The following is a 22,894-nucleotide window of genomic DNA, read 5'->3' on the forward strand; positions in this document are numbered from 1 at the left end:
GATGAGATGTATGCTTACATACTCTTGCCTTCGTGTTCGAATTCGCCAGCGCGCAATTTGACCAGATACTCTTTCAGAGCAGAGGCCACTTTACCTTGCAGTATATACAGCGCAATCAGGTTCGGGAAAGCCATGGAAAGAATCAGCAGATCAGAAAAATCGAGGATATTTCCTGCACTGGTGATAGATGCCAATGCCACAAACAGAACAAATATAATACGGAAAATCATCGAGTAGGACTCGCCGAACACATAGGTCCAGCTGCGCTCGCCGTAATAGGACCATGAAATCATGGTGGAGTAAGCAAACAGCACCACCGAAACAGAAAGGATGATCGGAAACCACGATATCACTGAACCGAAAGCAACTGCAGTCAGCGCAGCTCCTTTGCTGCCTTCAACCAATGCCGCATGCTCAGGGGCGTTGTACACACCGGTAATGACAATCACCAGTGCGGTCATCGTGCAGATCACAATGGTGTCGATAAACGGCTCATAAAGTGCGACAAAACCCTGTCGTACGGGATATTTCACTGATGCTGCTGAATGGGCAATAGCAGCCGAACCAATGCCAGCCTCACTGGAGAAAGCGGCACGTTTAAAGCCCTGCACAATCACACCGATCATGCCACCGGCTACAGCTGTTGGGGCAAATGCTTCACTTACAATCAGACCAAGAGCTTCCGGAACTTCGGCTGCATGGGAAGCAATAATCCACAGGCAGGCACTCAGGTAAATGAACACCATGGATGGCACAATTGCTTCAGCAGCATGGGCAATACGTTTGATACCGCCGATAATCACAACACCCACTGCCAGTGCCATGATGACACCAAATGCGAAAGGGAACTCTTTAAAGAAGGCCACCTCAGTCTGTACTGCACCCATCGCCTGGCTGACCTGAAACAGGTTACCTGCTCCGAGAGATCCACCAATGGTTAACAGTGCAAACAGAATCGCCAGTAGTTTACCCAGTTTTGGCATCCCCTTCTCTTTCAGGCCTCTGGAGAGGTACTGCATGCCTCCACCCATAATATGACCATCGGGACGGTATTCGCGATACATCTGACCGAGTGTCACCTCGGTAAACTTGGTTGTCATGCCGAAGAAGCCTGCAATGATCATCCAGAAGGTCGCACCGGGACCGCCAATGCTGATAGCAATGGCCACGCCGGCAATATTTCCCAGCCCCACCGTGGCAGACAGTGCAGTGGTCAGAGCCTGAAACGGGGAAACCTCACCCTTTGCATCTTTGGAGTGGTATTTGCCTCGAATAACATGAAAGGCGTGCCCCATCATGCGCAGATTGATAAAGCCAAAACGGAAGGTGAGATACACAGCGCCGGTAATCAGCCATGCAACAATAAATGGCATATTGCCTTCGCCGGGCATCACATCGAAAAACAGTACGGAAGCAAGATAACCGTTAATGGTGCCGAATATGGCATCAATTCCATTTTCTGCTGCAAATGCCGAACTCGCCGACAGCAGCATGAATAAGAAAAGTAGTAGCTTCATAACTGACTTGTTCATTCACCCCTCCTGCAACTCAAACACTGCCGAATGCAGCAGAGATTTAAAGCTTTGGCTACCGCGACTCCAGATCAATCTCATTAAAACACGCAGTGCTTTAACGCTTATTTGATCTATTTCACCGCAGAGTACGCAAAGTAAGTCAAAGAGATAATCTTGTTATTGTACAGGTATGCATCTGACCGTCATCACGGGGTTAGCCAAAACTAAAACCCAACAGGGTTTGAACTAACGCGCCCCATAAAGCCACACCCGTGGCTTGGATTATTTTGACTAACGCGACCAATAAAGCCACACCCGTGGCTTTATTGGTCTTGTTCCTCGAAGAACCAGCGGACTTCCGATAGATCATCTTTGATCGGAGCTGCAGGCAGGTTACGTACAACCTCGCGTCCATATGCCTTGGCATACAGGCGTGAATCGAGCAGTGCCATCACACCGCGATCATCTACTGAACGGATCAAACGTCCGGCCCCCTGCCGCAATGTGGCAATAGCCTCAGGCAACTGAATATCTCTGAAACCGTGTCCCCCCTTCTCTTCGCAGCGTTGAATACGGGCTTTCAGCAATGGGTCATTGGGCGGAGCAAAGGGCATCTTATCGATAATCACCATGCTCAACGCCTCACCCGGCACATCCACACCTTCCCAGAAACTTCGTGTGCCGCAGAGCACGGAATGCGTGTCCTTGCGAAAGGTTTCAAGAATTGCGTCCCGGCTACCGCTCTCCCCCTGAATCAAAACATGCCATGGCAAACGCCTGGCCAACTCCGGCCCGACCTGATTCAGCATCCCCCAAGAGGTAAACAGCACAAATGCGCGCCCCTGTGATGCACGAATCAGTGTTTCCATCTCATCGGTCAGCGCCTCTACACCCTGCGGAGAACGTGAATCAGGCATATGACGCGGCAGATAAATCATCGACTGCCGCGAATAATCAAAGGGAGTAGCATGGAAACTATCGTCGGCCACATCCACACCCAGCCGTAAGCGGGCATATTCAAAGCTTCCAGAGACTCTAAGCGTGGCAGAGAGCAGTACGAAAGCGGCAGGCCTGTCCCATAGATGCTGCTTCAATACTGGACCCGTTTCTACAGGTGCAACGGTATACCTTTTGTTTTCACCCTCGCCATCACTCCAGCCGACAAAACCATCTGCCGGCTGCATCACCATTCTGATTTCCACCAGAATCTCGCCAGCCCGATCTGCAATGCGTGCCATATCTTCGCTACGTTCACGGCGTGATTCAGCCAGATCAAACATGCCATGCCATGCATCTTTTAACTCATCCAGACCCGGTTTCAGCCAGGCATCCAGCACATCTCTGCCAGCTGCGACCACATCTTTTTTCAGTGCCGGTTCATCACCCATTTCATCAAGCAGTGCCTGCATATCATTCAGCCACTGAATCAGTTTTAAACGGGTTAACTGTATGCCAAAGTGCTGGCAGGCCAGCTCCGGCAGAGAATGCGCCTCATCGAGTACATAAGCATCAAACATGGGGAGAATCTCACCATATTCGCCGGACTTAAGCGCTGCATCAGCGAGCAGCAGGCTATGATTGGTGACCACGATATCTGCCGATTGAGCACGCTGCCTCGCTTTCATCAACGGGCAGACATCATATTCGCCACATTTAACACCGAGGCACTGATCTGCAGTGGCTGTGACCATCTGCCCTATACCCTTGGCAAACACATCGAAATCAAGGCCGGAGAGATCGCCGTCTGTGGTTGATTCAGACCATTTCAGTACTTTAAGCATGTTCTTTTGCGTCCGGCTTTCCAGCTCCGGACTGGTAATTGATCGTTGCAGGCGTTGTGGACAGAGATAGTTACTGCGCCCTTTTAGCAGCGCAACCTTTCGCCCTATGCCAAGCGCTTTCTGCACAGAAGGAAGGTCGCGATGCACCAGCTGATCCTGTAGTGCTTTGGTATGTGTAGAGATCAGGATTTTTTCATAGGAACGCAGAGCAGGAACCAGATAAGCCAGGGTTTTACCTGTCCCTGTTTCCGCTTCTGCCAGTAACACGCTTTTCTGCTCAAAAGCCGTGCCGATCTCTTCAGCCAGATTAATCTGTTCTTCACGCCGGGCGTATCCGGCCAGTCCTGTTGCCAGTGCTGAATCGGCCGCGAAATCGCGGCGAACCTGGCTAGCAATATTTTTCATTAACTATTTAACGGAAACAGGCAGGCACAGCCAGCAGCGTTCAGCTCACCATTGAAATCAGCACAGGCTTGCTGCTTAAATGCACAACGCGGTTGATAGGCACAACCGGAATCTGACATGCCTTCACCCACGATCAGCACTTCATTGTCCCGGTTCCGCTCATCAGGATGCGTGATCGGCCGTGCATCAAGCAATGCTCTGGTGTAAGGATGAGCACAAGACTCAAAAATATCTGCAGCACTGCCCTGCTCAACCACCTGACCGGCAAACATCACCGACACACGATCAGCGATATGACGCACCACAGAGAGATCATGTGATATAAACAGATATGCGAGGTTTTTTGCCTGCTGGATATCTTTCAGAAGATTCAATATCTGTGCCTGTACCGACACATCCAGTGCAGATACAGGTTCATCGAGCACCAGCACTTTTGGCTCGACAATCAAAGCCCGGGCAATGCCGATACGTTGTCTCTGGCCACCGGAGAACTGATGCGGATAGCGATCCATACCCGAAGCATCAAGTCCGCACAGCGCCAGTGTTTCAGCGACTTTCTCTCGCCGCTGCTGTTTTGTCATATCTGGCCTGTGTACCCGCAAACCTTCTGCCACACTTTCCCAGATTTTCATGCGCGGATTGAGGCTTGCAAACGGGTCCTGAAATACCATCTGGATATGACTGCGACGCTGCCTGAGCGCTTTGCCGGACATCTGCGTCACATCTTCACCTGCCCAGAATACATGACCTGAATCGGGAGCCAGAAGATGCATCGCCAGTCGTGCAGTGGTGGACTTTCCGCTACCGGATTCACCCACGATAGCCAGAGTCTCCCCGGCTGCCAGATCAAATGAAGTGTCTATCACCGCCCGCTTGGCTTTGCCAATCGCCTTGAACATGCCGCCTGCAGCAAATGTTTTATTCAGTCCTGAAACCTTTAACTCGCTCAAGATGGATCTCCCACATGCAGGCAACGCACAATATGTTCACCTTTGACCCAGACATCTGCTGCAACAGCCTGACTGCAATCATCTTCTGACAACGGGCAGCGTTTTGCAAAATGGCAACCTGCAGGCCAGCGACCGGGTGGAGGCACCTGCCCTGCGATTACCGGCAAGGCTTCACCCGGAGTGGACACTTCAGGGCGACAGCCCATCAGTGCACGCGTATATGGATGAGCAGGATGATCGAAAATTTCAGCTACCGTTCCGGACTCAACAATCTCACCGGCATACATCACAGCCACATCATCACACATTTCAGCGACCAGACCGAAATCATGGGTGACAAGTAACAGGCCCAGGTTACGTTTTTTCTGCAAATCCAAAAGCAGCGCCACAATGCGCTTCTGCACCGACACATCGAGTGCGGTCGTTGGTTCATCTGCAATGATATAATCGGGGTCAGCAGCCATAGCCATGGCAATCAGTACACGTTGCCGCATACCGCCGGAGAGTGAATCGGGATACTGTTTGAGAATCTGTTCTGCGTCCTGCATACCGACATCCAGCAGCAGATCAATCGCCCGCTGGTTGGCCTGCTGTGCACTCATGTCCAGATGCAGGCGGATCACTTCGGTAATCTGACTACCGATGGTAAATACAGGATTCAATGCCGTCATCGGCTCCTGAAATATCATGGCAATATGACCGCCGCGCACGCGTCTCAATTGCTCATCAGACATATCAAACAGGCTATTGCCATCGAGGCTGATATCACCTGATGACTTCTCTACCCCCTGATGCTCACCAAGCCTGAGTATGGCTTGAGCCGTGAGCGATTTACCACAACCGGATTCGCCGACAAGCCCCAGCACGCGGCCCGGTTCAAGACGTAAAGAAACCGCGGAAACAGCATCTACACGTTCCCCCTGAATGGAAACAGACAGCGACAGATCAGAGATTTCAAGCATAGCGGCATTGTGACGCAACTGCAGACTGCTTTCCACAAAGGAATCGCTGATTAATTCAGCAGATTCCATACAGCCCACGGATGGGCTGTCACAATCCGGCAGGAAAGCCGGATTGGACGGCAAAGCCGCCGACAGGTGAACGGCAGGAGCCGTGAATCAAATTGGCAACAAACAAATGAATAATCAGTCCCGCTTGCCGTTTTTCCTGCGCCCGCCTTCAACCTGTTCGAGAATCAACTGCATCAGTTGCGGAATCAGTACAGGTTTCTGCAACGATGCGGAGTTATTAATACTCGCAGCCGCCTCAAGCTGGGTCTGTTCACCGTATCCGGTCTGGAAAATGATAGGTATGTTGGCATCGATTTCCCTGATTTCACCTGCAGCGACCACGCCACCTTTGACCGGCATCACCACATCCATCAAAATCAGATCGATTTCATCCCGACGCTCGACAAACATTTCAATCGCCTGTTCTCCATCGCAAGCCTGCAAAATTCTGAAGGCATTGTGCCTGAGCACATCCGCCAACACCTGACGCAAGTTCTCTTCATCATCCACAATCAGGATACAGATACCGCTGCCATCCACTTCAGACTCATCATCCTCATCGATCTGCACTGGAGCGGCCTTATACAAGGGCAGGTAAATCGAGATACAGGTACCTTCGCCGGGTGCAGATTGCACATCGATAATGCCGCGATGATTTTGCACCGCCCCATACACCATAGCCAGGCCAAGGCCTGTGCCTTCACCAACCGCTTTGGTGGTAAAAAACGGCTCAAACACCCGTTGCAAATGTTTGGCTTGAATACCTTCTCCATTGTCCGTACATGTCAGGCAACACCATCCATTTTCGCTGCTCAATTCAGAGTGTTCAGCTATAATTGCACTTCCAGACGGCACCTTGTAAAGATCCATGCTGATTTCGGGCTGCTCTGCATGGCGAACCGCATGGCGCGCATTGGCGACCAGATTGAGCAATACCTGTTGCAGCTGTGTTGCATCACCCTTCACCCACAGCTCATTTTCAGCAGCATAATCAAGCCGGAATTTGATATTTTCCGGAATCCCTGCCTGAGCCATTTTAAATGATTCTTTGGCAAAAACCTTCAGATCCATGCCCTGCATATCTGTTCTGTCTTTACGGGCAAAGGTAAGCATCTGTTGAATGAGTTGAGCACCATGCTGAACGGCAGACTCCATGCCCCGGATGCGGGAGACCGTTTTTTCATTATCTTTATGCTGATTACGCATCAGATAGAGGTTGCCAACGATACTGGCCAGTAAATTATTGAAATCGTGTGCCACACCACCCACCATGGTCGCTACTGCTTCCATCTTCTGTGACTGCATCATTTTCTTCTGCATGGCTTCAGCTTCAGTAAGATCTTCATGAACAGCCACGAAATGGCTAATTTGACCGTGCGTATTGACTATCGGAGCTACAGACAGATGAACGGGAAAAATCGTACCATCTTTTTTTCGGTCCAATATTCGCCCTGACCAGGCTTGTCCTGATTTAATCGTTTGCCAGAACTGCTCATAAAAACCTTTTTTCTGCTGTTTACTATTAAGCATGGCAGGCGTGTTACCAATCGCATCTTCAAACGTAAAGCCGGTATTCCGGGTAAAGCCCGGATTCACATATTCAATCACGCCTTCTGCGTCGGTAATGATAATGCTCTCATTCACCGAACCGACAGCGCTTTCCAGCAGGCGCATTTGAGCTTCGCTGTTTATTTTTTCTGTGATATCACGCGCCATACCCGCGGTGCCGACCACCTTACCTTCAGCATCAAACACCGGTGATTTGAACGTTTCAAACCAGCGCTTGTCACCTTCCACCTCTACCTGTTCTTCTACCTGTTTAGCTTTGCCGCTATCCATCACATCCTGATCATCAAGCCGATAGGCAATCGCCAGCTCCTCCGGCCATAAATCCAGATCAGTTTTATCAGCAAGCGATGCTGCATCGGCTGCCCCACACGCTTTAACAAACAAATCATTTACAGCAAGGAAACGGCCCTCTTCATCTTTGAGCCAGGCCAGGAAAGGTAAGTTATTCAGAATCGCACGCATGGCAGCGCGTTCTGATTCTATCTGTTTCTGGGCTGTCTTACGTTCAGTGATGTCACGAACAACCGAAACCACTGCAGGCTTGCCTGCCCATTCAATCGGTACACTGGCAATCTCCATCGGAAATGGTTCGGACCTGGCTCGACTGACGCCCATCATTTCAATTCGCCCGGTAGGTTCATTTCTTCGAATGGAACGCCTGACAACCCGGGATGCAAAACTGCGCTGCTCCGGCAGGAAGGCCAGCATGGCATTCTCTCCAATTGTTTCTTCCAATGAGTCGTAGCCAAACAGCGTTTGAGCATTTTTATTACTGAATACTACTTTTTCATTCTGCTGCACGACGATGGCATCAAATTCCGCATCCAGAATCAGCTTCATGCGAACTGCTTCCTGTTTAATCTCTGTTTGCTGTCTGGCATTGATCAGGGCTGCCCCTACTATACCTGCGAGCGACTGCAACATTTCCAGATCCTGCTCGTCGAAATCGGCACCGTCGTTGCGATCGTGCATCTCGAAACAGCCGAGCAGTTCTCCCTGTGCATTCAGAATCGGCACATCGATCAGTTTCATGAAACCGAGGCTCTGCTGAATCTCGGGAATCACATGCGCATTATTCGGCGCATCTGCGGAAATATACGGAGCCCTCGTCTCCAGCACATGGCCCGGCACGCCGTAGCCACCCGGAAAATCGAGTTCGATCTCCATGCGCTTACCCTGCTTCAGATATTCACGGAAGCAGATCTTTTCATCGCGGTAGAATCCGACAGCTCCCGACTCGCAATCCACCAGCCGACATGCCAGCTCTACGAGCCTGCGACCGATCTCGACCACTTCCAGTTGCTCATTGATCTCGGAGCCTGCTTCGGCCAGTACGGCCAGCTGGCGCTCGCGCCGGGCCAGCAGCGCCTCTTTCTGTTTTCGCGACCGGATATCGCGGATAATAGCGCGGGAAGCAACCACGTTGCCATCGTTATCGAACTGTGGCGTCGCAGTCACCTCGACATGAATACAGGTGCCATCTTTAGCATGCATAGCCGATTCATAGATCGGTATTGGTTTGCCTTGCATCAACTCGGCGAATTTCGGCATGGTGATGTCGTGATATTCCGGACAGACCAGCGCTTTCAAGGGCTTGCCAATCATCTCCTCACGCGTATATCCGAGCGTTTCCAACTCGGCCCGGTTCACATCGATGACACATCCGTCCCGTCCGACAATATGCATCATATCGCGCGACTCTTCGAACAGGCTGCGGAATTTCAGCTCGCTCGCCGTCAGCATTTCAGCAGCCATCTTTCTGTCACTGATGTCACGCACGAATGCCGAAACCAGTGGCTTCTGCCCCTCCTGCTGCATCACAAAGATCGATACATCCAGATCAATCACATGGCCGTCTTTATGACGATGCTGCGATTCAAAACGGGCAGAGCCATCCTGCATCATCCGTCCGATCTTCTCGCCCACCTGTTCAGGCGTCAGCCACGCCTCCATCTGTACGATATTCATGCCAAGCAGTTCATCGCGACTGTAACCCACCATGTCGCAATAGGCCGGATTCACATCAACCAGTTGCCCCTGAACATCAGCCAGAATAAAGCCATCCATCGAGGTTTGAAGAATCAGCTCGTTGCGCCTCGCCTCATTGCGGTAGGCCTGCTCCGCCTTCCGGGTATCGGTGATGTTGCGCCCGACGCCGAGCATGCCGATCACCTCACCCGCCTCATCACGAATAGCGATTTTGATGGTCTGCAACAGTTCCTCATGACCATCCGACCCGAACACAACGGTCTCTTCGTTGATGCGTGGTTTATCAGCCTCCATCGCCAACCGGTCGTTTTCCCGGAACGCTTCCGCCTGTTGTTTGCTGACCAGATCGAAATCGGTGTGACCGATAATCTCATCCTGCGATTTGCCGAACACCTGCTCGACCATGTCGTTGCAGAAAACGTAACGGCCTTCCATGTCTTTCATAAAGATCGATTCGGGAACGGCAGCAAGTACGTTCTCAAGCCTTTGTCGGCTCTCTTTGGTTTCACTCTCGGCCTGTTTTCGCTCGGTGATATCCTGAAATACACCGAGCATACGCAGCGGCTGACCATCGGTATCGAACTCGACCTCGCCCTGCGCATGACAGACCATCTCTTTGCCATCCACGGTTTGCAGGCGGCAATCAAGGCTGTAAGGCTGATTCTCGTTCAGTGCCGTTTCCACTGCGGAAGCGAGCATATCCCGGTCATCGGGATGCACATGTTTCAAAAACAGCTCGTAGCTAGGCTCAACCTGTCCGGGTTCGTAGCCGTGGATTCGATAAGTCTCATCCGACCAGATCAGATCACCCGTGACTGGGTTCCAATCCCATGTACCGGTGTGCGAAATGACCTGCGAAGCAACAAGGCGGCTTTCACTATCATGTAAGACTTTCTCTGCCTGTTTACGACCCGTGATGTCGCGCATGATTGCCCGGGCCCCTGACACATTGCCCTCTGCATCAAACTGAGGCACGGCTGAAATCTCCAGCCAGACAGGCTCACCCTCTTTGGTCAGAAAAACAGTTTCATAATTGCTGAACGGCTCACCATGCAGGACAGTTCCAACCGCATGGATACAGCTATCACGATAATCAGGCGCAACAAAATCCAGTACGGATTTCCCGAGCATTTCACCCTGACTGTAACCCAGACAATCCAGTTCGGCCCTGTTCACATCAACGATTACACCTTCTGCATCGGTGATATGAATCAAATCCTCCGCATCGTCAAACAGGCTACGGTATTTCGCTTCACTCTCCGCAACTGCCAGATCTGCCCGCTTGCGCTCGGTGATATTGCGGAACACGCCCTGAATAACAATTCGGCCACCCACATCGACAATATTGGAACTGATATCGACCGGTACATCGGTGCCGTCGGCCCGGCGAACCAGCAGATCGGGAATGAATGCCCGGTCATCATGGATATGATCAGCAAAGATTTGTCTGTAACGTTCCGCCTCTTCCGGCGGATGCAATTCGGCCTGATGCATGCCGATAATTTTCTCGCGCGGCAAGCCGAGCATTTCCTCAGCTTGCTCGTTGGCATCAATCAGAATGCCGGTTTCTATTTCTGCTACGAAAATAGCGTCATTGGATGATTCAATCATACGGCGATATTTTTCTTCGCTTTTGCTTACTTCCTCTTCTGCCTGCCTACGTTCAGAAATATCCAGCCATGAACCCACCATCTCCACAGGCTTGCCATCAGCATCTTTGCTCACGCGCGCGTGATCGAGAACCCAGATGTAGTCGTTGGTTTTCGTCTTCACCCGATAAGTCAAATTCTGTTCGCCAGAAATAATGATGCTGTGCAAACATTTCTGCACTGAGGCCTGATCATCTGGATGTACATATTCTTCCCACCAATCCGGGCGCAAAAAGTCTGAAGGTTCATAACCCAGCATGCTTCTGATTTGAGAACTGAAATAGGTAGGTTTGAATTCACTCCGTGCTTGAGTGTTATCCCAAACACAGCGATATAACACGCCAGGAGAGGCAGCAACAATTCGTTCTAATTCTGACTTTTCTTCCAGAAGCTTGTTATTTTCTTCGAGCTTTTGTTCAGACTTAGTATATAAATCTTTAAAATGCCGGATACTGACCCCTTCAAGGCCTCGAACGACATCAAACTGAGTCACGATGCCAACTGGTTGGTCAGAGCTATCCACGATTACGAGGCGTCTGGTACCCAATTCCCGCATGGTTGTCGAAGCAAGAATTAAAGGATCTTCCGGTTTCAGGGTCAGCAATGGAGATGTCATCACCTCTGCAATATTAAGCTGTTTGGCATGCTGTTTGGCTGCAAGCAGTCTGGCCGCATCTCTTTCAGTAAATATTCCGACAGCTTTCTCTTTTTCGGTCACAACCACGCAGCTGATATGAATAGCATCCATTTTTTCAAGTGCAGCTTGTACTGACTGATCAACAGATACACATACAATCGGGGCTCTCATAACGTCACGAACCTGTTTGGCATGAAGAAAATCATCAAATTCAGTTGCTTTGAGAATATCTGACAGGGTAACAAGCCCATCTAACTCTTCATCCTGATTCACCACCACCAGATGACGCATGTTTTTCTCAAGGAAAAGATCATACACTTCAAAAACATTCATATTAGTGAGAGTAGAAATAACCGGATTGGCCATGAAATCAGAGACCGGCGATGCCGCTGTATCAACACCCAAACGACAAACATGAACCAGATCAGATTCTGTCAAAATACCGACTGGTTTCTTTTCAGAAACAGCGATCAAACAACTGATCCTGTTATCTGACATCAGCCTGGTAGCTTCATCCAGCATGGTCTCGGGAGAAACCGTAACAAGATTTCGCGTCAGAATATCTGCTACCTTAAGTGTCATTGATTCACCCTTGTATTGAAAAGTCCTTTCTCAAAAAAACATCTGTTCTATCAGGCATGTGGCTTGAGCATGGATGTTGGATCAAGTAACCGGTCAAGTTCATCTTCATCCATCACCGATTCATCCAGACATATTTGACGAACCGTTTTACCCTCACTCACTGCCTGCTTGGCTATCTGTGATGCCCGATCATATCCAATCACAGGTGCCAATGACGTGACCATACTCATGCTCCATTCAATCTGTTCAGCACAACGTTCCCTGTTCGCCACCAAACCATTGATGCATTTGTCGGTGAACATGCGCGATGCACTGGCCAGTAATCTTTCGGATTCGAGCAAGTTGTGGGCCATCATGGGTAGCATCACATTCAGATCCAACAGTCCGGAGGCACCACCAAAGGTAATCGCGGCATCATTGCCTATCACCTGTGCACAAACCTGTGCCATCGATTCGGCAATCACCGGATTCACCTTACCCGGCATAATCGAGGAACCCGGCTGCACGGAGGGCACGGTAATTTCACCAAGACCACAACGCGGCCCGGCATTCAGCAGACGTACATCATTGGCAATTTTCACCAGTGATACAGCCACTGTTTTCAGCTGGCCGGATAGCTCCACGGCAGCATCCTGGGCCGCCTGGGCTTCAAAATGATTGTCTGCCTCACGAAATTCAATGCCGTAAGCTTTCGACAGTTCAGCAGCACAGCTGGAACCGAACTCAGGGTGTGTATTCAGGCCGGTACCCACTGCCGTACCACCCTGTGCCAGTTCGGTGATTCTCGGCAGCGCTGTCTCCAGACGTTTGATAGCCAGTTCAACCTGACGCGCCCAGCCGGATATTTCCTGTCCAATCGTGATCGGTGTGGCATCCATCAGATGTGTACGTCCAATTTTGACCGCATCCATAGTCTCATCGGCTTTCACCAACAGAGCCTGATGCAAATAATTCAGTGCCGGCAACAACGTATGCACCAACAGGTCGGCAGAAGCCAGATGAATGGCTGTCGGAATCACATCATTGGATGATTGTCCCATATTCACATGATCGTTGGGATGCACATAGGTGCTGCTGCTGATCTGGGCACAGCGATGGGCAATCACCTCATTGGCATTCATATTGGTGGATGTACCGGAACCGGTCTGAAAAATATCCACGACGAACTGATCATCCCAGTCACCGGCTATCACTTCAGCAGCAGCCTGCCGGATCAAATCGGCCTGCGCTTCAGCCAATTTCCCCAGCGCGAGGTTGCTGGTAGCTGCAGCCAGTTTAATTTCTCCGAGTGCACGAATGAATTCACGCGAAAAACGCAGATCAGAAACCGGGAAATTATCCACAGCACGGGCGGTTGAAGCGCCGTACATCGCTGTTTCCGGCACCTGCATCTCACCCATCGAATCCTTTTCAATACGTGTTTTTGTCATTTCTTACTCCCGTCTCATACACAACAGTGTTAAATCATCATCTTCTTCATTGCGGCCAAAATCGTTCAGCTCTTCCAGCAGCAGTTCAGGCAAAGCTTCTACAGGTGTTTCAAGGTGCTCAAGCAACCACGCACGCAAGCGTTTTTCACCATACATCTCTTTACCGACACGACCCGACGTTTCAGTAGCTCCATCGGTATAAGCCAGTAAGGTATCTCCCGGATGCAGTTCGGTCCTCACCACTTCATAACTCACAGATTTGACCAGCCCCAGCGGTGGTGCAGAAGCTTCAAGTGCCTTGATCCCATCCTTTGTTGCCAGCAACGGCGGCACGTGACCTGCATTCATCCAGACCAGCGAATGCGATTGAGGCTGCAACTTGGCCATAAACATGGTGACAAATCGGCCTGCTGCCAGCGAATCACAAAATGATTCGTTGAGATAATTAGCCGCCGTTTCAATCGGCCAGTCCACTGTCGCCAAACCTCTGAGCATAGCCTGCAGATTGGCCATGGTGAGAGCTGCCGGATATCCCTTGCCCGACACATCGGCAATCATCAGCCAGACACGGCCATCTTCGAGTTCGATATAGTCATAATAGTCACCACCCACTGAATAGCAGGTCTGCTGGAAACCCTGCAATTTGTAGAATGGAATCACCGGTGCATGTTTGGGTAACAGGCCCTGCTGAATTTCAGCAGCAATGGCCAGGGAATCTTTCAAATCTTCCCTTTCCTGCAGACCGGCAAGTGCCGTATTCAGACCGCGAGCCAGTTCACCAAAATCATCATCCAGCAATACCGGCACTCGCCCTTTAAACTGACCGCTGGCCAGATGCCTAAGTCCAGTTTCCAGTGTATCGGTCACCTGCTTCAGGGTATGGCTGATCGTCCAGACCAGTATGATACTGGCCGAAATACTCATCGTCAGCAGCACCAGTGATTGCGAAAGAATAAAGTGCTCTTCCATGTCATTGCCACCAAGTGCCAGATAAACATACAGACCCAGAATCAGAGTTGGAAACAGGCCCGTCACCATAAACACCAGCCAGGGGCGATGTGACGATGAGGTGATATGGCGATCAGAATGTTCGTCACTCAGAAGAGAAACAAAGAGCCCCTTCTGAGAAAGCTTTAATCGTAATCGGCCACTGTAAATAATAGAACTGGCCACGGCTAAAGAGGGCGCAAGCATACCCGCACCGAAACAGAAGTTCAGCGCCAGTGAAACAAACATGCGCCAGGTGAACGGATGCTCGCCCATCAGGGCAACTGAACTGATCATCATAATCAGATAAAAGGCAAAGCCCCAACCTGCAATGGTATAAGCTCTCAGTGCACGCCAGGGAAAGTCCATGAGTACGTTTTCAATAATACGGCGATGTTTTTCAGGCTCCCCGCTTTTACCAAGACTGCTTCTCAGCGGTTGAAACACCCACCATGCGGTACCGCAAAACAGGCTGAGAAACACAATCATATCAACGATTGTTACCACTGCTGATATACCCAGTTCAGCAGCATTGCCATTGATCCGCATCACGCTTTGGCCCAGCCCGAAGATAAACACCAGAGGCCAGAGGTAAATAACATATGACAGGAAATTTCTATCCGAGGAACTCATTACGACAATATATCCACTTGATTGGATGATATCACCTGTTGCGTTGCAGTTTTTGAGTAAAGCAGTCGAATAGACTCAGGCTCATTGCGTATGATCGGTCAATATGGCTGAAGAAAGCCTTTTGATTCAGCTTATGGTGGGTTCTTATATAGTCAGGATACTACTCTGCTAAAGCATAGCACCCTCCTTTCTTTAAAGTTCATCGCGAAGCTCGGGCTAAAACAATTGATCCCCCGTTAGCAGGCTGCCGAGACAAATGTCCAAAACCGGAATAAAGCGGCGGAGCCGTGACCGGTTTTGGACATGCAGGATCGGGTATCCGAAAGACAGGCTGATCTCCGGGGCGTTTTTCTTGGTTCGTTGTTTGTACGAACAAAGAATGAACAAACCCCTATTTCAATATCAAGCCAGAAAGCGCATTCAATTCGTAATTACTAAAACTGTTTCCCAGCCATCAATCGGAATACGCTGCCAGAGCAGCTGCAACTGCAGTACCGTGATTCACCGGGGCATCCATCCTGCCCAATACTTCATCGAGTGCTGCCAGACAGTTGAGAACATTATCCTTGCGTGCCGCGTAACCCATCAGACCGATACGCCACACTTTACCTGCCATAGGACCAAGGCCTGCACCGATTTCCAGATTGTAGTCACCCAGCAACGCAGTACGCACAGCAGCATCGTCCACACCCTCAGGGATAGTCACTGCATTGAGTTGCGGCAAGCGTTCGGCTTCCGGTACAACGAATGCGAGCCCCAGCGCTTCAAGACCGGCTTTCAGCGCATTGTGATGTGTACGATGACGAGCCCATGAATTTTCCAGCCCCTCTTCTTCAAGAATAACCAGTGACTCATGCAGGGCATACAGGGTATTGACCGGTGCGGTATGATGATAAGCACGTTTCGCACCTGCACCCCAATATCCCATAACAAGGTTCAAATCGAGGAACCAGCTCTGCACTGGATGCGTGCGCCCCTTAATGGCTGCAATCGCTGCCTCACTGAATGAAACAGGAGACAGACCCGGCACACAGGAGAGACATTTCTGGGTACCTGAATAAATAGCATCCACGCCCCACTCATCCACACGCAATTCAGTACCACCGAGTGAAGTCACAGCATCAACAATAGTCAGACAGTCGTATCTGTGTGCCAGTTCCACCAGCGTTTTCACATCCGATGATGCACCCGTCGAAGTTTCAGCATGTACAAAAGCAACCACCTTTGCCTGCGGGTGCGCCTTCAGCGCATCTTCAAGTTTATTGGCATCAACTGCCCTGCCCCAATCATCCATCACCATCACAGCTGTAGCACCGCACCGTTCCACATTCTCTTTCATGCGGCCACCGAACACACCGTTCTGGCAAACAATCACGGTATCGCCCGGTTCAACAAGGTTTACAAAACAGGTTTCCATGCCGGCAGAACCCGGTGCCGAAACAGGAATTGTCAGTTCATTCCTGGTCTGCAATGCGTACTGCAGCATCGCTTTCATTTCATCCATCATGGCTACAAACATCGGATCAAGATGACCGATGGTTGGTCTGGACATGGCCTGTGAGACACGCGGATTCACATCAGATGGACCCGGCCCCATCAATGTTCGCTGTGGTGGATAAAATGATTGTGTCATCTGTTACCTCTCAAAAATCAAACTTCCTGAATTATTAACTCAGGTCAAACTCTGGTGAAGCAAACTAGAAAAAAACAGTCTCTTATTCACCCTCATAGTTATTGCGGATTTGTCTGTCTGGCCTTTACATGTGAACCGGCCAACAGTTCAATCCAATGCACAACCGGCACCTCACTGGCGGAGTCCAGATGTTTCAAACAACCAATATTTGCCGTTGCAATCAATTGCGGTTGATCCGTCTGTAGCGCAGTCAGCTTGTTGTGGCGCAATTCCAGACCAATTTCAGGCTGCATGACTGCATACGTACCTGCAGCACCGCAACATATATGCGCATCTTTCACCACTTTGAGATCATATCCCACCTGCCTGAGGATGGCCTCAACAACACCATTCAGCTTCTGCCCATGTTGCAGTGTACAGGATGGATGAAATGCCACATTCCGAATTTCACCCGCCTCAATTGCAGAGAGATCCTCCCCAGCAACCACTTCGGAAATATCGCGAGCCAGTGCTGAAATCCGTTTTGCTTTTTCAGCATAAAGAGAATCATGCCGAAGCAGATAGCCATACTCTTTCAACTCCAGCGAGCAGGCACTGGCAGTGGAAACAATCGCTTCAACGCCCTGCTCCAGCAGTGGCCACCAGTGATCAATATTGCTCCGTATACGATTCAAGGCTGCTTCAGTCTCGTTCAGATGATGCTCCACAGCTCCACAGCACTGCGCCACGCCACTTCTAAGCGTTGATATGGACAGTTGATCCAGCACATGCGCTGCAGCCCTGTCAATATTGGCTGCAAGCACCGGTTGCACGCAACCTTCAATCAGCAACACGCGCCGCACATGATTATGCTCAGGCCAGTCCAGTGATGAACCGGAAATCCCGGGTAACACTTCCCTGAAACGCGCTGGCAACAATGGTCTGAACAGGGCTGCTGTCTTGAGCAGGCGTGAAAAACGCAAACGATCGGGCAATACAGAAGCCAGCAGCTTACGCATCATACGCGTGCGCATCGGCCGCTTAATTCTGGTTTCAGCCACTTCACGTCCGATATCCACCAGATGCCCGTATTCAACACCCGACGGACAGGTCGTTTCACAGCCCCGACAGGATAGGCATCGATCCAGATGACCCAGTGTCTTTTCAGACACTTCAGCGCCTTCCAGCATCTCCTTGATCTGGTAAATACGACCTCGCGGCCCATCCAGTTCATCGCCCATCAATTGATAGGTCGGACATGTCGCGGTACAAAATCCGCAATGTACACAGGAGCGCAGGATGCGGTCAGCTTCCTTACCCGCATCCGTTGTCAGTAGTTGGCTGGAAATCTTTGTCTGCATTACAGATCTCTATACATGCGGCCGGGGTTGAGGATGCCTTCAGGATCAAACGCCTGTTTCAATGATTTATGCAAGCGCATCTCTCCTTCACTCAGCGGTGAAAAACGCTCACCAGCCCGATCTCCACCACGAAACAGCGTTGCGTGTCCTCCGGCATGTTTTGCAGCCGCAAAGATCAGTTCGGCAGGCAGCTCGGACTTCAGCCAGCGCTGCGCCCCACCCCAGCCGATAAACCAGTCATGCTCATGCATATCCTCCATTATCTGAAACGGGGCATCCGATGGCACGGAAATCCGCCACAGGGGGCGTTCATCATCAAAAAACGGTAGCTGATGTTCCCGGATATCTTTCCATAGCTGCAGTCCGTCATCATACAGATGTCCACCAATCTGTTTAACCGATTTTTCTACCGAGGATGCTGTACCACAGATGCGAAAATAGATCTGGGAGCCATCCGCCGCCATTGCCGTGACCGGCAGCGTACTTCCGGCCCAGTGATTCATGGCATGAATGGCATCAGAAAAATCGCCTTCCAGCATAACGGTCTGCTCTGACTGTCTGTGTGGCAGCACCTTCAACGATATTTCCAACATCAGCCCGAGCGTACCCAGGCTTCCAGTCATCAAACGTGAGATATCGAAACCGGCAACATTTTTCATCACCTCTCCGCCAAAAGAGCCGACCTCTCCTTTACCATTGATCATCCTGCAGCCGAGCACAAAATCGCGGCAGGAACCGGCATACGGCCTTCTCGGGCCTGAGAACCCACAAGCCACCGTGCCACCCAGCGTTGCAGTCTCGCCAAAACAGGGGGGATCAAACGGCAATCGCTGTTTGTGTTCATCCAGTGCTGAAGTGATATCAGACAGTTTCGTTCCTGCTTTGGCAGTGATCACCAGCTCCGTCGGCTGATAGGATGTGATGCCGGTATATTCCCCGACATTCAGCGTTTCACCTGTAATCTCGCGGCCATACCAGGCTTTGCTGTTACCACCGACAATATTCAATGCCGTTCCAGCCATGCAGGCATGTTCAATCTGCTGTCTGAGTATTGCTTCCTGCATCTAGAAACGCTCCAGTTCCGGATGCGGCAAAGCCCCGTTATGCACATGCATGCGCCCCAGTTCAGCACAGCGATGCAGTGTCGGCACAGCCTTGCCCGGATTGAGCAACCGCTCGGAATCAAAAGCATCCTTGACGGCAAAAAACTGCTGCAACTCCTTTGCACCGAACTGCACGCACATGGAATCCAGCTTCTCGACACCCACCCCGTGTTCACCGGTAATACTGCCGCCGGACTGCACGCATAATTCAAGTATTCTGGCACCAAAGTCTTCGGTTCGTTGCAGCTCTCCCGGTTTGTTCGCATCGTAAAGAATCAGCGGATGCATATTGCCGTCTCCGGCATGAAACACATTGGCAACCGGTAAACCATACTCCTCTGACCACAGTGCAATCTGGCGAAGCACTGTCGGCAAAGCCGATTTGGGAATGGTGCCGTCCATACAGTAATAATCAGGAGCCAGTCGCCCCACCGCCGGGAATGCGGCCTTGCGCCCGGCCCACAGCTGCAAACGCTCGCTCTCACTCGCAGAGGTTTTCATCTCGGTTGCACCGGCATGCTTGAGCACCTCTTCCACAGCAGTAATAAAATCACTCACACTTTCACTGGTGCCATCAATTTCGCACAGCAGAATAGCTTCGGCATCAGTTGGATAACCGGCATGTGCAAAAGCCTCAGCAGCCTGAATGGCCAGCCTGTCCATCATCTCCAGACCGGCAGGCACAATACCTGCAGCAATAATATCGCCGACCGCCTGCCCTGCTTTTTCCACATCATCAAAGGCCGCCATCACCACCTGAGCCAACTCGGGCCTGGGTAACAATTTAACAGTAACCTCGACAATCACACCCAGCAGCCCTTCAGAGCCATGCATCAGAGCCAGCAGGTCGAAACCTGCTGTATCCAGAGACTCACCGCCAAGCTCAATCAGATCACCTTGCATGGTCAGTATTTTCAGACCCAGAACATTGTGCACCGTCAAACCGTATTTCAGACAATGTACGCCACCTGAATTTTCAGCCACATTGCCGCCAATGGTACAAGCAATTTGAGATGATGGATCAGGTGCATAATAGAGCCCCAGATGACTCACTGCCTCGGAAATAGCCAGGTTGCGTACACCCGGCTCCACCACGGCCGTGCGTCCTGCTTTGTTGATATTCAGAATATGATTGAATTTCGCCAGTGACAGTACGACTGCATTCTCAAGAGGCATGGCTCCACCGGACAGACCTGTACCCGCTCCACGGGCAACCACTTCGACTTTTTCTGCATGGCAGAGTTGCAGCACAGCCTGTGCCTGAGCCACAGTTTCGGGCAATACCACCAGAGCCGGAACCTGCCGGTATACCGACAAACCATCACATTCGTATGGCTTCAGTTCTTCCTGACTGGCAAGAATGGAAGTTTGCGGAAGTACATCGATAAGCCGCTGAATCAGTCTGTCTTTTTGCGCCCTCTGCATGGGATAGAAAGCATGAAGAATTGATTTCCTTACGTCTACCTCAAGGAAACAAAGGATATTCTGAAGCATCTGTGAATCAGTCAGAAAACCTTAAAATCAACATGGACGATTGCATCTGTTTTCTATACCATTTTACGTCACCGAATGGATAAGCGGTAAGTACAATCCATTCACTTTCAACTGCTGCACATAAACAGCTCTTATTCGATTTGCTTACCGTAAAGCTGGAGGCTCACTTGGATCAGGTTTTCACTTCCCACATCAGAAACATTGCACTGCTCGATCACGAAGGAGCCGGAGAAACGACGCTACTCGAATCGATGTTACATGTTACCGGCTCAACCCGGCGCATGGGGCATATTGATGATCACAACACCATCAGCGATTTCGACCCGGATGAAAAAGAGCTGGAGAAATCACTGTACTGCTCCACCATTAACTTTTCCTACAAAGGCTTGCTATTCAACTGCCTTGATGTGCCGGGTTCACCCGATGCCATTGCAGATGCCATGACAGCCTTGCATGCCGTGGAAGCGGCCCTGATCTGTATAGATGTGACAGATGGCATCAAGATGAATACCAGACGCATGTGGCGACTGGCTTCTCAGCGCGGCATTCCCCGCTTTATTGCCATGACCAAGCTTGATGCAGACAACGCTGATTTCTGGCAAGCACTGGAAACCATTCAGGCCGAGTTCGGTAATCGCTGTATCCCGCTGTATCTGCCTAATGCAAGCGGCTCTTCTTTTACATCCGTGCATTCAGTTCTACATGACAGAGATGCCGTTGCCGAGGGCGCTGCCACTTATGAAAAAATTGTCGAGGCCATTGTTGAAACAGATGATGATTTGATGGAAGCATATCTGGAGGGAGAAGAGATCAGTGAGCAACAACTGCTTGCAGCGCTGAAAGACGCCCTTCTGCATGGCTCGCTTTTTCCGGTGATGCCAACAGCCGCTGAAAATGTAACTGGTACGGTTGATTTACTCGACCTGCTCTGCAGCCTCACCGCTGCACCCGAAGAGATTGAACGCATTGTCTACCGGGATGGTGAACCTGTTTCAGTCACCGATCTGGATGGTTTTGCTGCTTATGTATATCGCACCGAATCTGACGAGTTCGCCGGCCGCATATCCTATGTCCGCATCCTCTCTGGCTCTATTTCTACGCATGATACTTTCCTCAACCGTCGCTCTGGAAAACATGAAAAAATCGGCCACATCTTCCGCGTAGTCGGCAAAATCCAGCATGATATCAGCAAGGCAACAGCCGGAGATCTGGTCGCCATGCCCAGAATTGATGATATGCATGCCTGTGATGTCATAACCGATGATAATACCGACATCACTATCGATGAGATGAATTTTCCCAAACCGATGGTTTCGATGGCAATACGCCCTAAAACCAATAAAGACGGACAAAAGCTCGGCACAGCACTGCATGAGTTTGCAACCGATGACTCCACTTTCCATGTGCAGGCTGACAGCCAGACCCACGACCTGATTATCAGCGGCATGTCTGATATGCATCTGCAGCTGATCCTGAACAAACTGAAACGCCGCTATAAAGTTAATGTCGAAACCTCAGTGCCTCAGGTGCCTTATATGGAAACCATTACCGGCAAGGTAAGCGGTATAGAATACACGCACAAAAAACAGTCCGGTGGTGCAGGTCAGTTCGGACGTGTGGTGATCGATATGGAGCCGCTGGCACGTGGCAAAGGTTATGAGTTTGTCGATAAAATTCATGGCGGTGTCATCGATGCCGTTTTCCGCACATCGGTTGATAAGGGTATTCAGGCCGCCATGGCCGAAGGTGTACTGGCCGGGTTCCCTGCCACCGATGTACGCGTAACACTGAGCGATGGAAAAACCCACTCTGTCGACTCCAAAGACATTGCCTTTCAGGTTGCCGGACAAAAGGCTTTTAAACTGGCTTTTCAAGCCTGCAGACCGGTCCTGCTCGAACCGATTGTGAAAATGGAGATCACCACACCACAGGATCATATCGGTGATATCATGGGAGATCTCAATTCACGCCGTGCCCAGATATTTGCTACCAATATCAATGGTAACAACGCCACTATTGAGGCTCAGGCGCCACTGGCTGAAGTTCAGTCTTATCAGGCTCAACTGAAATCCATCACATCAGGTGAAGGCAGTTATATCATTGAACTGGATCACTACGACATTGTTCCGGCAGCCATTCAGAAGCGCATACTTCAAAGCCGCACACAGGATTCATAATAGCAGCCATA

The 22,894-nt window shown here is 50.6% G+C and carries 12 protein-coding genes; 1 reads left to right on the top strand and 11 read right to left on the bottom strand.

Translation table 11 applies throughout. From position 1 onward, the window contains the following. Positions 1 to 14: 14 nt before the first annotated feature. The 11 genes from MMIC_RS06510 to MMIC_RS06560 all read right to left on the bottom strand — a co-directional run bounded on the left by MMIC_RS06510 (position 15) and on the right by MMIC_RS06560 (position 20,637). Positions 15 to 1,532, bottom strand: coding sequence for an alanine/glycine:cation symporter family protein (locus MMIC_RS06510; RefSeq protein ID WP_072659657.1), 1,518 nt, complete (start codon positions 1,530 to 1,532; stop codon positions 15 to 17). Between the two features lie 305 nt (positions 1,533 to 1,837). Continuing rightward, complete coding sequence (gene yoaA / locus MMIC_RS06515; RefSeq protein WP_072659658.1) at positions 1,838 to 3,700, bottom strand: DNA repair helicase YoaA; 1,863 nt, start codon at positions 3,698 to 3,700, stop codon at positions 1,838 to 1,840. Beyond that, positions 3,700 to 4,650, bottom strand: a complete 951-nt coding sequence (locus MMIC_RS06520) for an ABC transporter ATP-binding protein (RefSeq protein ID WP_227819397.1) — start codon at positions 4,648 to 4,650, stop codon at positions 3,700 to 3,702. Before MMIC_RS06520 ends, yoaA begins: the two co-directional genes overlap by 1 nt. Next, complete coding sequence (locus MMIC_RS06525) at positions 4,647 to 5,612, bottom strand: ABC transporter ATP-binding protein (RefSeq protein WP_072659679.1); 966 nt, start codon at positions 5,610 to 5,612, stop codon at positions 4,647 to 4,649. Before MMIC_RS06525 ends, MMIC_RS06520 begins: the two co-directional genes overlap by 4 nt. A 183-nt stretch (positions 5,613 to 5,795) precedes the next feature. Then, complete coding sequence (locus MMIC_RS06530; protein ID WP_072659659.1) at positions 5,796 to 12,086, bottom strand: PAS domain S-box protein; 6,291 nt, start codon at positions 12,084 to 12,086, stop codon at positions 5,796 to 5,798. Between the two features lie 50 nt (positions 12,087 to 12,136). After that, complete coding sequence (locus MMIC_RS06535; protein WP_072659660.1) at positions 12,137 to 13,516, bottom strand: class II fumarate hydratase; 1,380 nt, start codon at positions 13,514 to 13,516, stop codon at positions 12,137 to 12,139. Positions 13,517 to 13,519: 3 nt separating this feature from the next. Beyond that, positions 13,520 to 15,136, bottom strand: a complete 1,617-nt coding sequence (locus MMIC_RS06540; protein ID WP_072659661.1) for a PP2C family protein-serine/threonine phosphatase — start codon at positions 15,134 to 15,136, stop codon at positions 13,520 to 13,522. Between the two features lie 454 nt (positions 15,137 to 15,590). Next, entirely contained in the window at positions 15,591 to 16,769 is a 1,179-nt protein-coding gene (locus tag MMIC_RS06545) for a pyridoxal-phosphate-dependent aminotransferase family protein (RefSeq protein ID WP_072659662.1), read from the bottom strand. A gap of 98 nt (positions 16,770 to 16,867) precedes the next feature. Beyond that, positions 16,868 to 18,109 carry a glycolate oxidase subunit GlcF gene (glcF, locus tag MMIC_RS06550; protein WP_072659663.1) on the bottom strand — a complete coding sequence of 414 codons (1,242 nt, stop codon included), beginning with the start codon at positions 18,107 to 18,109 and terminating at the stop codon, positions 16,868 to 16,870. Continuing rightward, positions 18,109 to 19,173, bottom strand: coding sequence for a glycolate oxidase subunit GlcE (gene glcE / locus MMIC_RS06555; RefSeq protein ID WP_072659664.1), 1,065 nt, complete (start codon positions 19,171 to 19,173; stop codon positions 18,109 to 18,111). The genes glcF and glcE overlap by 1 nt, the downstream gene beginning before the upstream one ends. Beyond that, on the bottom strand, positions 19,174 to 20,637 hold the full coding sequence (locus MMIC_RS06560) for an FAD-linked oxidase C-terminal domain-containing protein (RefSeq protein ID WP_072659665.1): 1,464 nt from the start codon (positions 20,635 to 20,637) through the stop codon (positions 19,174 to 19,176). It abuts the gene before it with no gap. Between the two features lie 236 nt (positions 20,638 to 20,873). Here MMIC_RS06560 and fusA point away from each other — a divergent pair, with 236 nt between their 5' ends. Further along, the gene (gene fusA / locus MMIC_RS06565; protein ID WP_072659666.1) at positions 20,874 to 22,883 is read left to right on the top strand and encodes an elongation factor G; all 2,010 of its coding nucleotides are present in this window, start codon (positions 20,874 to 20,876) and stop codon (positions 22,881 to 22,883) included. Positions 22,884 to 22,894 lie beyond the last annotated feature (11 nt).

The sequence above is a fragment of the Mariprofundus micogutta genome, assembly GCF_001895085.1.
Classification (GTDB): domain Bacteria; phylum Pseudomonadota; class Zetaproteobacteria; order Mariprofundales; family Mariprofundaceae; genus Mariprofundus; species Mariprofundus micogutta.